Origin of the sequence: Jiella mangrovi, from assembly GCF_017815135.1 — a bacterium.
In the GTDB taxonomy this organism is placed as follows: Bacteria; Pseudomonadota; Alphaproteobacteria; order Rhizobiales; family Rhizobiaceae; genus Jiella; species Jiella mangrovi.
The window spans coordinates 41,160-54,429 of record NZ_JAGJCF010000023.1 but is presented as its reverse complement, the minus strand read 5'-3'; the positions used below and the strand labels follow the sequence as shown (position 1 = coordinate 54,429).

At 65.8% G+C, this 13,270-nt stretch carries 12 protein-coding genes; 7 read left to right on the top strand and 5 right to left on the bottom strand.

What is annotated here, in order from left to right; all coding sequences use genetic code 11:
* Positions 1 to 2: 2 nt before the first annotated feature.
* On the bottom strand, positions 3 to 269 hold the full coding sequence (locus J6595_RS20750; protein WP_209597343.1) for a hypothetical protein: 267 nt from the start codon (positions 267 to 269) through the stop codon (positions 3 to 5).
* 211 nt (positions 270 to 480) lie between these two features.
* Here J6595_RS20750 and hemF point away from each other — a divergent pair, with 211 nt between their 5' ends.
* Both hemF and J6595_RS20740 read left to right on the top strand, forming a co-directional pair.
* Positions 481 to 1,389 (top strand): oxygen-dependent coproporphyrinogen oxidase, encoded by a 909-nt coding sequence (hemF, locus tag J6595_RS20745; RefSeq protein ID WP_209597341.1) that lies wholly within the window; start codon positions 481 to 483, stop codon positions 1,387 to 1,389.
* A gap of 104 nt (positions 1,390 to 1,493) precedes the next feature.
* The gene (locus J6595_RS20740) at positions 1,494 to 1,688 is read left to right on the top strand and encodes a DUF1059 domain-containing protein (RefSeq protein WP_209597339.1); all 195 of its coding nucleotides are present in this window, start codon (positions 1,494 to 1,496) and stop codon (positions 1,686 to 1,688) included.
* Positions 1,689 to 1,810: 122 nt separating this feature from the next.
* Here the strand turns inward: J6595_RS20740 and J6595_RS20735 are convergent, their stop codons facing one another.
* The 3 genes from J6595_RS20735 to J6595_RS20725 are packed head-to-tail and all read right to left on the bottom strand — an operon-like array spanning position 1,811 to position 4,289.
* Positions 1,811 to 3,067, bottom strand: a complete 1,257-nt coding sequence (locus J6595_RS20735; RefSeq protein WP_209597337.1) for a CCA tRNA nucleotidyltransferase — start codon at positions 3,065 to 3,067, stop codon at positions 1,811 to 1,813.
* Positions 3,064 to 3,714: a CoA pyrophosphatase gene (locus J6595_RS20730; RefSeq protein ID WP_425342194.1), complete on the bottom strand. Its 651-nt coding sequence runs from the start codon at positions 3,712 to 3,714 to the stop codon at positions 3,064 to 3,066. Before J6595_RS20730 ends, J6595_RS20735 begins: the two co-directional genes overlap by 4 nt.
* A gap of 5 nt (positions 3,715 to 3,719) precedes the next feature.
* Positions 3,720 to 4,289: a DUF1285 domain-containing protein gene (locus tag J6595_RS20725; protein WP_245198957.1), complete on the bottom strand. Its 570-nt coding sequence runs from the start codon at positions 4,287 to 4,289 to the stop codon at positions 3,720 to 3,722.
* 213 nt (positions 4,290 to 4,502) lie between these two features.
* Here J6595_RS20725 and J6595_RS20720 point away from each other — a divergent pair, with 213 nt between their 5' ends.
* The 4 genes from J6595_RS20720 to J6595_RS20705 are packed head-to-tail and all read left to right on the top strand — an operon-like array spanning position 4,503 to position 11,371.
* Positions 4,503 to 5,510: an AAA family ATPase gene (locus tag J6595_RS20720; protein WP_209597333.1), complete on the top strand. Its 1,008-nt coding sequence runs from the start codon at positions 4,503 to 4,505 to the stop codon at positions 5,508 to 5,510.
* A gap of 13 nt (positions 5,511 to 5,523) precedes the next feature.
* The gene (locus J6595_RS20715) at positions 5,524 to 6,438 is read left to right on the top strand and encodes a DUF58 domain-containing protein (RefSeq protein ID WP_425342191.1); all 915 of its coding nucleotides are present in this window, start codon (positions 5,524 to 5,526) and stop codon (positions 6,436 to 6,438) included.
* Complete coding sequence (locus tag J6595_RS20710; RefSeq protein WP_209597381.1) at positions 6,438 to 9,290, top strand: DUF4159 domain-containing protein; 2,853 nt, start codon at positions 6,438 to 6,440, stop codon at positions 9,288 to 9,290. The genes J6595_RS20715 and J6595_RS20710 overlap by 1 nt, the downstream gene beginning before the upstream one ends.
* Entirely contained in the window at positions 9,287 to 11,371 is a 2,085-nt protein-coding gene (locus J6595_RS20705) for a hypothetical protein (RefSeq protein WP_209597329.1), read from the top strand. Before J6595_RS20710 ends, J6595_RS20705 begins: the two co-directional genes overlap by 4 nt.
* Before the next feature lie 9 nt (positions 11,372 to 11,380).
* On the opposite strand, the gene J6595_RS20700 is transcribed toward J6595_RS20705, so the two are convergent.
* A complete protein-coding gene (locus J6595_RS20700; protein ID WP_209597327.1) occupies positions 11,381 to 11,884 on the bottom strand; it encodes a GNAT family N-acetyltransferase in 504 nt (167 codons plus the stop codon).
* 356 nt (positions 11,885 to 12,240) lie between these two features.
* On the opposite strand from J6595_RS20700, the gene J6595_RS20695 reads away from it, so the two are divergent.
* On the top strand, positions 12,241 to 13,233 hold the full coding sequence (locus J6595_RS20695) for a glutathione S-transferase family protein (RefSeq protein ID WP_209597325.1): 993 nt from the start codon (positions 12,241 to 12,243) through the stop codon (positions 13,231 to 13,233).
* Positions 13,234 to 13,270 lie beyond the last annotated feature (37 nt).

Below are 13,270 nucleotides of genomic sequence, written 5' to 3'. Positions count from 1 at the left end.
CCTCAATCGGCGCTCGGCAGTCGGCGCATCGTAAACTCGATCCGGTCGCCCGGCAGCTGGCGCCAGCTCTCCACCTGCGTCCAGTAGGCCGCCTTCGGGTATCGTTCAAACCATTCGCGCGCCTTTGAGCGCGCCTCGCCGCGCTCCAGCGTGTAGGTCTCGCGCACGAAACTGTCGCTGCCGCGACCGGAGCCTTGCGGCTTATCATCGCGGTTTCGGCGCAGCTGCCGCTTCAACCCGTCGAGCGGTGGCCTTCGAAGCGAGGACATGGGGACTCCGGTCAAAAGCGGGTTTGTCTCGATCTCCGCGCAAGATAGTGTGAATCCGGCGAAATAACGAATCGGACGGATCGGGTATGGGTGTTGCGCTGCAGAGCACCGGCGTGATTGCCGGGCGCGGTCGCGGCCAGCCTTTGTTCCGAAAGCGTCAGCCCCGGCCACCGCGATGTCGCCTGTCCGGGGAGAACAGATAGAGCCGAAGATGGAACGACCTGATCTGCCGACTGGACTGCCCGAGGACATCGAACACAAGAAGGCGATGGCGCGGGCGTGGTTCGAAGCGCTGCGGGACCGCATCTGCGACGCCTTCGAGAAGCTGGAAGACGAGTTCGGCCACGAGTTCTCGGACCAGCCCGGCCGTTTCGAGCGGACCGAATGGTCTCGCGACGGCGATGGCGGCGGCGGCGTCATGTCGATGATGCATGGGCGTCTGTTCGAGAAGGTCGGCGTGCACGTTTCGACGGTTCACGGCGAATTCTCGCCCGAGTTTCGCAAGCAGATCCCCGGCGCCGAGGACGATCCCGAATTCTGGGCGTCCGGGATTTCGCTGATCGCCCATCTGCGCAATCCGAACGTTCCCGCCGTGCACATGAACACCCGCATGGTCGTCACGACGCGCCAGTGGTTCGGCGGCGGTGCGGATCTCACCCCGACCCTCGATCGTCGCCGCAAGGAGGACGATGCCGATACCGTCGCCTTCCACCGGGCCCTGAAATTCGTCTGCGATCGGCATCGCCGCGTCGCCGACTATCAAAAGCTCAAGGAATGGTGCGACGAATATTTCTATCTGCCCCACCGCCAGGAATCGCGCGGCGTCGGCGGCATCTTCTACGATTGGCTGCACTCGGCCGACGATGCCGGCGGCTGGGATGAGGACTTCGCCTTCACCCGGGATGTCGGCAAGGCATTCCTGGTCGTCTACCCCCACATCGTCCGGCAGAACGCGCCCTTGCCTTTCACCGAGGAAGATCGGGAAGAACAGCTGATCCGGCGCGGGCGCTACGTCGAATATAACCTGCTCTACGATCGCGGCACGCTGTTCGGACTCAAGACCGGAGGCAACGTCCAGTCGATCCTTTCATCCATGCCGCCGATAGTTAAATGGCCGTGACTTATTGATTCGATTGAAAAATTTTCACACAAAAATTGAACCGCTATATATTTTGCCGCGTTCTCCCCCCATATTAATGAAAGTAACAAACTGGGAGGAGCACCATGTACGAACTTGATTGCAGCACCGTATTTCCCGGATGTGAGCGCGTGATCCGTGCCGACAGCCCGGCCGGCGTCATTCGCCGCGCCGTCGCCCAGGCCAACGCGCTCGGCATCGAGCGGGTTACCCCCTCGATGCTGGATTCGATGCGCGAAAAGATGATCGAGCGGCCGGAAACGGCCGACCGCGCGGCCTGATCACCCGCATCCACGGCTGATCGAGCGGCGGCATCATCGAGGTGCCGCCGTTTTTGTATCGGGTCTGCTGAAACGATGAGATGTCGGTGCCCCAGGCGCCGACGACATCTCGCAAGTCGCGTCTAATTCCGGTCTTCCGCGGTGCTGCTCTTTGCGAGAAGCTCGTCGGCCGTCAGCGAAAACCCGCTTTCCGCCCAGATTCGTTTCAGCCTGTCGATTTCCTGGCCGAGATGCGGTCCTGCGGCATGCCCCCGCTGTTTGAGACCGTCGCCACTGATCGGAAACCGCGGCGGGACAAACGTTTCGGTGATCTCGAGCCGCGCCGAGAGCTTCGCCACCCGGTCGAGCGCCGCCAGATCCTGCCCGACCTTCGCCTGCGCCTTGGCAAGCGCCAGCCGCAAGACGTCCTCGCTTGCCTGGCGGTTGCCGAAGTAAAGCCGGGCTCTGAGGGTTCGCTCGGTTTCCTCTTCGGGCGGCGGCGGCTCGTTGGCAAAACCGAGCAGTCGGTCGCGTTCCTGATTGGCGAGCTTCAGGCGCCTGGAAAGCTCGCTCAGACGGGCGGGATCGGGTGGAACGATCGCCATCAGACGCAGCATTGCATCCGGCATCCAGCCCCTCGCCTGCTCGGCCGCGACCAGCCCGTGGATCTCGTCTATCCCCCATTTCTCGCTTTCGGGCAGGACGACCGTCAGCGCCCGGGTCTGACGCATCCACAAGAGCGCGCGCGAGGGATCAGGGGCTGCGAGCAGCTTGCGCATCTCGTTCCAGACACGCTCGGCGGACAGCTCGGTCAATCCGTCGCGCAGTCGCGTGACGGCTCGCAGACCGTCCGCCTCCGGCCGCCCGGTTCCATACCAGGCGAAGAACCGGAAGAAGCGCAGGATCCGCAGCCGGTCCTCGAGGATCCGCTGCTCGGCGTCGCCGATGAAGCGCAGATTGCCGCGCTCGATGTCGGCCACCCCGCCGACGAGATCGAGGACGTCACCCTTCGCATCGGCGTAAAGGGCGTTGATCGTGAAGTCCCGCCGCTCGGCATCGGCCTGCCAGTCCCGGCCGAAGGTCACGACCGCGTGCCGCCCGTCGGTCTCGATGTCGCGGCGCAGCGTCGTCACCTCGTAGGGCCGGCCGTCGGCGACGACGGTGATGGTTCCGTGCTCGATCCCGGTCGGCACGGCCTTCAGCCCGATCGCCTCGGCCCGTCGGATGGTCTCTTCGGGCAGCGTCGTCGTGGCGATGTCGATGTCGGTGACGGGGCGATCCATCAGCGTGTTGCGCACCGCCCCACCGACGACCCGCGCCTCCTCGCCCCCATCCGAAAGCGCGGCGAGCAGCGCCTGCAGCGTTTCGTTCTTCAGCCAGTCGGCGGAAATCCTGGTCATGCGTAATACCGTTCGTAAAGTGTTCGAAGAATGCCCGCGGTCACGCCCCAGATGAAGCGCTCGCCATAGGGCATCGTGTAGTAATGGCGCTGAAGGCCACGGAATTCCCGGCTCTCCTGGCGGTGATTGGCCGCATCCATGAGAAAGCCGAGCGGCACTTCGAAGACGTCCTCGACCTCGCCGGGATTGGCTTTCAGCTGGAAACCGGGTCGCACGATGGCGACGACCGGCGTGATGCGAAACCCCGTGGTCGTCAGATAGCGCGGCAGGCGGCCGATCGGCTCGACGAAGCCCGGATCAAGCGCCACCTCCTCGAAGGCCTCGCGCATCGCCGCGTCTTCGGGCGAGCGATCGTCCTCGTCGACCGCGCCGCCGGGAAAGGCGATCTGGCCGGAATGCTTGCGCAGCGACCTCGTGCGCGTCGTCAGAATGACCGTCGCGGCGTCCGCGCGATCGACCACCGGCACGAGCACGGCGGCCTCACGGGTCTCCGCCTGCTTCATCTCGGCCAGAAGATCGGGGTTCAGCCGATGGTCGCCATATTCGCCGGCCGCCTCCGGAGCGGACAACGCCCCGTCGCCGCGCCGCTCGCGCACCGCCAGCATCCTCCTGCGAAGATCGTCCGCCGTCAGCATTGACGCGTCGATATCGCTCACGCGGCACCTTCGGGCACGGCAAAGCGCGCTCCATTCGAAACGAGGAAGAACCCCGCCTCGTCTTCTTCCAGCAATTCGGCCAGATCGAAGGCCAGCGAGCGCGTGAGCGCAGCTTCCAGCCGTCCGCGAACGAGGAGATAGGGGCGAAACGCGCCGTCTGGGTCGCTCGCGAAGCGGATCGGATGGTCCGGCCCCGCGCTGACGACGTCGCCGGTGTCGGTGCGAAAGGTCAGTGTCTGCCCGGTGTCGGTCGCCTCGCGGCTCATCTCCACCGCGACGAAAGGCGCGTCCTCGACGGTGATGGCGAGCTTTTCGACGGGCGTGACCAGATAGGTCCGGCCGTCATCGTCCTTGCGCAGCACCGACGAGAACAGCCGCTTCAGCGCCTCCCGGCGAATCGGCGTTCCGTTGTAGAACCAGGTTCCGTCGGCCCTGATCACCATGTCGATCTCGCCGCAGAAATCCGGGTTCCAGCGCTCGACGGGCGGCGCTCCGCGGCCGGCCCGTTCGGCCCGCGACACCAGCGCTTCGAGGCTCACCGTCTGTTTGGATGGTTGATCGATCATGGTTTCCGTTTTGCCGGCGATAGCTGCCGGGATTGTGGCCGGTCTCATTTTCGCCTGCCTTCGTCCTCACGAAATAGTTGGACATTCGGCGCTTGCCACCGGGAAACCCGATCGTATTGATTGATCAGACCGTTCGATCCCGTACGCTGCTTTCGGGGCCCGTGAGTCGGCAGGCGGCGGCAAAATCCGGTTCCGGCATTGGAGATACCCGATATGACGATACTCACGCCGCAGGAATCGACCTTGAGCGAAGAGGCCATCGTCTCGCTCGCGGAGGCAGCCCTTGCCGACATCGCACGGGTGAAGGCATCCATCGGCAAGGTCATCTTCGGCCAGGAGAGCGTCGTCGAGCAGACGGTGATCGCCATCCTCGCCGGCGGCCATGCGCTTCTCGTCGGCGTGCCGGGCCTTGCCAAGACCAAGCTCGTCGATACGCTCGGCATCGCCATGGGGCTCGATGCGCGGCGCATCCAGTTCACGCCCGATCTGATGCCCTCCGACATCATCGGCACCGAGGTGATGGATCAGGACGAGACCGGCCGCCGCTCCTTCCGCTATGTGAAGGGCCCGGTCTTCGCCCAGCTTCTGATGGCCGACGAGATCAACCGTGCCTCGCCGCGCACGCAGTCGGCGCTTCTCCAGGCGATGCAGGAATATCACGTCACCGTGGCCGGCGAGCGCTATGACCTGCCGGCGCCGTTCCATGTGCTCGCCACCCAGAATCCGCTGGAACAGGAAGGCACCTACCCCCTGCCGGAGGCGCAGCTCGACCGCTTCCTGATGCAGGTGGACGTTCACTATCCCGATCTCGCCTCCGAGCGCCGCATCCTGCTCGAAACCGGCGGCGGCGAAGACCGCGCCGATCCGGTGCTCACGGCCGATCGCCTGCGCGAGATCCAGGGGCTGGTGAGACGCATGCCGGTGCCCGAAAGCGTCGTCGAGGCGATCCTGTCCCTCGTGCGCTCAGCCCGTCCCGGCGGCGGACACAAGGAGGCGGACGACCACATCGCCTGGGGTCCGGGCCCCCGTGCGTCTCAGTCGCTGATGACCTGCGTACGTGCGCGCGCTCTTTACGAAGGCCGGTTCGCCCCGTCCATCGACGACGTCCTGGCACTGGCCGAGCCGATCCTCCAGCACCGCATGGCGCTCAACTTCGCCGCCAGGGCCGAGGGCATGAGCGTGCGCGACGTGATTGCTACGCTCAAGCGCGACGTCGCATGATTCAGGAGCGGGCTTGATGCCGATCGGCTCCACCGTCGACCTCACCAATTCCTCCGACGCGCTGGTTCGCGCCCGGCAGCGCGCGGTCCTGCTCCCCGATCTCCTCGTCGAGGCCCGGCGTATCGTCTCGACGGTGATCGCCGGCTGGCACGGTCGCAGGCGCCGCGGCATCGGCGAGAACTTCTGGCAGTTCAGGCCCTTCGTCGATGGCGAGCAGGTCTCGCGGATCGACTGGCGGCGCTCGGCCCGCGACGATCACGTCTATCTGCGCGACCGCGAGTGGGAAGCCGCCCACACGGTCTGGCTCTGGGCCGATCCGTCGCCGTCGATGCGCTACCAGTCGGGCGCGGCTCAGGTCTCCAAGGAGTCCCGGGCCCTCGTTCTCGTTCTTGCACTGGCCGAGCTTCTGTCGCGCTCCGGCGAGCGGATCGGCTATCCCGGCGTCGTCGAGCCGGTCTCCGCGCGCAACGCGGCCGAAAGGGTGGCCGCGGCCCTGCTCAACGAACGCCCGGACACACGCTTTCCGCCGGACGACAGACTGCGCCGTTTCTCGGAGATCGTCATGGTCAGCGACTGCCTCGACCCGCTCGACGACATCCTCGCCTATGTCGACAAGGTCGGCCGGCGCGGCATTCGCGGCCATCTCGTCATGGTCGCCGATCCGGCCGAGGAGACCTTTCCCTATGCCGGACGCACCGAATTTCGCGATCCGGAGGGCGGCGGCCGCCTGACCGCCGGGCGCGCCGAAACCTTGAAGCAGGAGTATACCGAGCTCTACACGGCGCGGCGTGAGATCCTCTCGGAACATTGCCGCCGCCTGGGCTGGAGCTTCATCTTCCATCGCACGGACCGGCTCGCATCGGAGGCTCTGGTCGCGCTGCATACGCGCCTGTCCGGCGTTCCGCAGTCTGCGGGGCAACGCTCGTGATCGGTGGACTTGCGCTGAGCTTTGGGGCTCCCTTCGTTCTCGCAGGCCTTCTGGCGCTGCCGGTCATCTGGTGGCTCCTGAAGCTGACGCCGCCGCGCCCGCAGGTCGAGGCGTTTCCGCCGCTGCGGATCCTGCAACGGGTGCTGAAAAGCGAGGAAACACCGTCGAAGAGTCCCTGGTGGCTGACGCTGCTGCGGCTTCTTCTGGCGACGCTCGTCATCCTCGCTCTGGCGGCACCGACCCTCAATCCGAGCACCACGCTCATCTCCGGCTCCGGCCCCTTGGCCATTCTCGTCGACAATGGCTGGGCATCGGGCGCCGACTACGATCAGCGGCGCCGCTCGGCGGAGGAGATCATCCGCCAGGCGGGCGATGCGGGCCGGCCGGTGGTAATGGCGTTTTCGGCCGAAGGCGCCGATGACGACGCCTCCCCCGTCGAGGCCGCCGGCGCGCTGGAACGGCTTGCCGCGAGCCAGCCGCGTCCGGTTCCGACCAACCGCCTCGCAGCCGCGCGCCGGATCGCGACGGCGCTCGAAGGCGAGCGGCCCGGTTCGCTCGTCTTCCTCTCGGACGGGCTCGACAGCACGGACGCGGCGGAAGCCGCAAGCACCCTCGCCGCGCTGACCCCGACCCAGACGATCGTCTACGAGCCCTCGCTCGACAATGTCGTCGGCATCACCAATGCCGACAATTCGACCGAGGCTCTGGTCGTCTCGGCCGTCCGGCCGGCCGGCCTTGCGGGCGGCGCATTCAACCTCGTCGCCAGAGACGCGCAATCGCGAGAGATCGGCTCGGCGCCGATCGACTTTTCCGGCAGCGATGGCACCGGGGAGGCGCGCTTCCAGGTGCCGGTGGAGATGCGAAACGACATTGCCCGGATCGAAGTCGAGGGCGCGTCGACCGCCGGCGCTGTCCGGCTCCTCGACGATTCCTTCCGGCGCCGGCGCGTCGCCCTCGTGTCCGGCGAATCGGCGGATGCAGCGCAGCCGCTCCTGTCGCCGCTTTATTACATCTCCCGCGCCCTCGGCCCCTTTGCCGACCTCGTTCGCCCCTCGACCGCCGATCTCGCCAAGGCGATCCCGGAGCTTCTCGAGCGCAAGCCCTCGGTCGTCATCCTCGCCGATATCGGCGTCCTGCCGGAAGAGGCGCGCACGGGCCTTGAAAAATTCGTCGAAAATGGCGGCTATCTCGTCCGCTTCGCCGGCCCCCGCCTTGCCGCGACCACCGGCGAAGACCCGCTGGTGCCGGTGCGCCTTCGAGCCGGCGAGCGCCAGCTCGGCGGGGCGATGTCCTGGTCGGAGCCGCAAAAGCTCGCGCCCATGAGCGAGACCTCTCCCTTTGCCGGCATTGCCGTGCCGGAGGACGTGACGGTGTCGCGGCAGATCCTGGCCGAGCCCTCGGCCGATCTCGCCGATCACACCTGGGCAAGCCTTGCCGACGGCACACCCCTCGTCACCGCCCGAAGCCAGGGGGCCGGCACCATCGTCCTGTTCCACGTCACCGCCGAGGCGACCTGGTCCAACCTGCCGATCTCGGGTGCCTTCGTCTCCATGCTGCGCCGCATCGTCAGCCTCTCACGCGCCAATGGTGGCGCCCGCGACGGGCAGTCGGCAGCCGAGAGCCTGCCGCCCTACCGCCTGCTCGACGGCACCGGCCGGCTCGTCTCACCCGGCCCGGAGGCCCAGCCACTGGTCCTCGCCGCCGATCAGCCGGCGCCCGTCGATCTGAAGAACCCGCCGGGCCTTTACGGCAGCGAAGACGGCTATGTCGCGCACAATCTTTTCAGCCCCTCGGCGCGGCTCGCGGCGTTGCCGGCTCTCGATTTTGGCGCCGCCGCCGATCAGCGTCCCTATGCGAACGAGGACAGCACCGACCTCAGGCCCTGGCTCTTCGCCGCCGCCCTTGTGCTTTTCGCGCTCGATGCCTTCGCCATGCTCTGGCTGAATGGCGGCCTCGCCCGCTTCAAGGGGCGCCTGTCCGGCCGCCCGGCGGGGACGGCCGTGTCGATCGTCTTCCTCGCCCTGATCGGCACCGCCGCGGCCTTTGCCTTTCTCCAGGCGGCGGCGGCGCGCGCCCAGACGATCGAGCAGTCCCCACAGTTCGACGTCCAGAAGGCGATCGAGGCGACGGCCGAGACCCATCTGGCCTATGTCGAAACCGGCGACGATGCACTCGACGAACGTTCGCTCAACGGTCTTCGCGGCCTGTCGCAATATATCGCCGCCAAGACCGCGCTCGAGCCAGGCAAGCCGATGGGTGTCGATATCGCCACCGACGAGTTGTCCTTCTATCCCCTGCTCTACTGGCCGATCGACGCCGGCGATCCGATGCCGACGCCCGATGCCATCAGCCGTATCGACGCCTATATGAAGCAGGGCGGGACTGTGCTCTTCGACGTCAATGACGACGCGCTTTCATCGCTTTCGGGAACGGTTTCACCCGGCCAGCGCCGACTTCGTGACATTCTCGGCGATCTCGACATTCCCCCGCTGGAGCCGGTTCCCTCGGACCATGTCCTGACCAAGGCCTTCTACATTCTTTCGTCGTTTCCCGGCCTTCACTCGGATTCGCCGCTGTGGGTCGAATCCATGGTGCCCGACGCGAGCGGCACCGCCCGCCCGGCCAGAGGCGGCGACGGCGTCTCCTCGATCATGATCACGTCGAACGATTTCGCGGGCGCCTGGGCGGTCGATGACAAGGGCCTGTTCCTCTATCCGACCGATTCCTCCGACCCCTACCAGCGGGAATACGCCTATCGCGCGGGGGTCAACATCGTGATGTACGTCCTCACCGGCAACTACAAGGCCGATCAGGTCCACGTTCCCGCCCTTCTGGAAAGGCTTGGCCAATGACCTGGTCCATCGCCTTCGATCCGTTCTTCTCCTGGGTCGTCCTTGCCGTTCTTGCCGTTCCCGCGGCAGTTCTCGCGCTGGTGCTTCTCGTTGCCAGAACGCCCGGTGCCCTCGTGCGCATCCTGGCGATCGCGGCCCTGATCCTGGCGCTCGCCAATCCGGTGATGCTGCGCGAAGAGCGCGACCCGATGAAGAGCGTCGTCTCGCTCGTCGTCGACCGCAGCCAGAGCCAGTCGATCGGCGAGCGCACGGCCCAGACCGACAAGGCGGAAGCCGCGCTGAAAGCCAGCCTCGCCCGCTTCCCGGAATTCGAGGTCCGGACCGTCGAGGCGAAATCCGCCGGCACGCCGTCGAGCGATGCGACGACCGCCTTGTTCGGCGCCCTGTCGGATTCCCTGAAGGACGTCGCGCCCGGTCGAGTGGCCGGCGCGATCATGCTCACGGACGGGGAGGTCCACGACATTCCGGACGCCGCCGCCAAGCTCGGCTTCGATGCGCCGCTCCACGGGCTCGTCACCGGCCATGACGGCGAGTTCGATCGACGGATCGAGATCACCAACAGTCCGCGTTTTGGCCTCGTCGACGAAGACCAGAGGCTCACCTACCGGGTGATCGAGGACGGCGCCAATGCCGGCACGACGCCGGTGCCGGTTCAGGTTTTCCTCAACGGCGACCTCGTCACCCGCCAGCAGGCGACGCCGGGTGAGGATGAATCGATCAGTTTCAGCCTGCCGCGGGCCGGCAAGAACATCATCGAATTGAGCGTTGCCAGAGACGACCGCGAAATCACCGGCGTCAACAACAAGGCAATCGCCGTCGTCGACGGTATCCGCGAGAATCTGCGCGTTCTTCTCGTCTCGGGCGAGCCGCATGCCGGCGAAAGAACCTGGCGCAACTTGCTGAAATCCGACGCCATCGTCGATCTCGTGCATTTCACCATCCTGCGTCCGCCCGAGAAGCAGGATGGCACGCCGATCGACGAATTGTCGCTCATCGCCTTTCCGACCCGCGAGCTGTTCGTCGAGAAGATCAAGGATTTCGACCTGATCATCTTCGACCGCTATCAAGAGCGCGGCGTCCTGCCTTCGCTCTATTTCGACTACATCGCCCAGTATGTCGAAAATGGCGGCGCCATGCTGATCGCGGCGGGGCCGGAATATTCCGGCAACGAGTCGATCGCACAGACACCCCTGCAGTGGATCCTGCCGGCTCTGCCGACCGGCCAGATCGAGGAGAAGGCCTATTATCCCCAGGTCTCGGATCTGGGAAAGAAACACCCCGTCACGCGCAACCTGCCCGGCTCCAACACCGAGCCGCCCGGCTGGAGCCCCTGGTTCCGATCGATCGATGTCACCGATCCCAAGGGCGAAACGGTGATGACCGGGCCCGACGGAAAGCCGCTCCTCGTTCTCGATCGTGTCGGCGAGGGGCGGATCGCGCTGCTGTTGTCCGACCAGGAATGGCTGTGGTCGCGCGGCTTCGAGGGCGGCGGGCCGCATGTGGCGCTGTTCCGCCGTGTGGCGCACTGGCTGATGAAGGAGCCGGAGCTCGAAGAAGAGGCGCTCGACGCGGAAGCGCGGGGCTCCGACCTCGTCGTCACTCGCCAGACGATCGGCGACGATCCGGGTCCAGCGACGGTCATCACGCCCTCCGGCAAGGCCGAGACCCTGCCCTTGCGCAATATCAGTCCCGGCATCTGGGAGGGTGTTCTCAAAACCGACGAGATGGGTCTGTTCCAAGCCGCCAATGGCGATCTGCGCGCCCTTGGAACGGTCGGCCCGGTCAATCCGCGCGAGTATCGCGAGGCGATCTCGACGACCGACAAGCTGCAGCCGATCGCCGACGCCACCCGCGGCAGCGTCAGGCGGATCGGCACGTCGGGAAGCAGTGACGTATCCGTTCCGCGCATCGTCCCGATCAGCGGCCGGGCGGATGGCAACGGCCGCGACTGGATCGGTCTGAAGACCACCGACGAGACGATCCTGCGCGGCGTCGATCGCACCCCGCTTTTCGGTGGCTTTCTGGGCCTTGCCGTCCTGTTGCTGGCGCTGTCGGCCACCTGGTATCGCGAGGGGCGGTGAGCCTCGCCGTCACTCTCTTCGCCGAACCTCGCCGACGAGACCGTCCAGAGCGCCTTCGGCGAGCTCGAGCCCGAGGACCCGGCGCGGATCGACCGGGCCGGGCATGAGGATGGAGCCCGGCGGCAAAGGACGATAGCCGAGCGGCTGATAGTAAGGCGGGTCTCCGATCAGGACGATCGAACCCTCGCCCTTCTCCCGCGCCGCTTCCGCCGCACGCCGCATCAGGGCCTTGCCAAAGCCCCGGTTCTTGCACGTCGGCCGCACCGCCAGCGGCCCCAGCAGCAGTGTCGGCGTGTCACCCACCATGATCGGCGTCAGCCGAACCGAACCGATCACCTCCCCCTGATATTCGGCGACGAAGGACAGCGCCGGGTCGTGCGCCGTCATCTCGCGCACCCGCTCGGCAGCGCGGGTGAAGCGGCCCGGCCCGAAGGCCTCGTCGCAGATCGCCTCGATCGCGGCGTGATGGTCGAAAAGCTCAGGCGTCAGCCTGACGTCACTCAGGGAAAACATGGAATTGTCCGGGAAAAGATGATCGAGCGGTCTCGCCGCCCGCCTGCCGGACAAATCCCGACAGGCCGCCAACGACGGATGGTCAGCGCTGTCCAGCGCAGAGCCTCTTTCGTCGTCGCTCGATGGTCATTGAAGCTATCCCGATTCCAGTCCGACGGTGCCGTTAGCACCTTCCAGCCGCATGGTCCACCGTCTGTCGGCACCGCCGGCTTCGTCCATTGACGCTGTGTCGCTCCCCAATCTGGAACACCGGCCATTGCGTCTGGTTAGATACCCACGACATCCTAGCCCGCGGGCAAAGGCCGACCGACCGCCGGGCCAGCGGACAAAATCGAAATCTTCAGGAGGCGATTGCCATGGGACTTCTCGTCGACGGCAAGTGGCAGGACAAGTGGTACGATACCGACAAGACGGGCGGCAAGTTCGAGAGAACGAAGACGACGTTTCGTGACTGGGTGACGCCCGATGGATCGGACGGCCCCGACGGCCAGCGGGGCTTTCCCGCCGAAGCCGGCCGCTATCACCTCTATGTTTCGCTCGCCTGCCCCTGGGCTCACCGCACGCTCATCGTTCGCAAGCTGAAGAAGCTCGAAGACGTCATCTCGCTTTCGATCGTCGATTTCCATATGGGCGAGGAAGGCTGGGTGTTTTCTGATCGCCCCGGCGCCATCCCCGACAGCGTTCTGGGAAAGGACCGGCTCTACGAAGTTTATCTCGAAGCCGCTCCGGACTACACCGGCCGCGTCACCGTGCCGGCGCTGTGGGACAAGAAGGAAGGCACGATCGTCAACAACGAGTCGGCCGAGCTGATCCGGATCCTCAATACCGGCTTTTCCGACTTTGCCGACAACGCCGTCGACATCACGCCGCAGGAGCATCTCGCCGAAATCGACGAGATCAACGATCGTGTCTACGAGACGGTCAATAACGGCGTCTATAAATGCGGCTTCGCGACGAAGCAGGACGCCTACGAAAAGGCGTTTCATCCGCTCTTCGAGACCCTCGCCGTTCTGGAAGAGCGCCTTTCACGCCAGCGCTATCTGGTGCCGTCGAAGGCGCCGACCGAGGCCGACTGGCGGCTTTTCACGACGCTCATCCGCTTCGACGCGGTCTATCACGGCCACTTCAAGTGCAATCTGCGCCGCATTGCCGACTATCCGGCCATCGACGCCTACATGCGCGAGCTTTACCAGTGGCCGGGGGTCGCCGAGACGGTGAATTTCGAACACATCAAGGGCCACTATTACTCGAGCCACAAGACGATCAATCCGACCGGCATCGTTCCGCTCGGCCCCGAACTCGACCTCGGCGAGCCCCACGGCCGCGACGACGTTCCGACGTCGGCCTGATCGCCGGACGCTCGTCTCATCCCGCATCCGGCGCGGC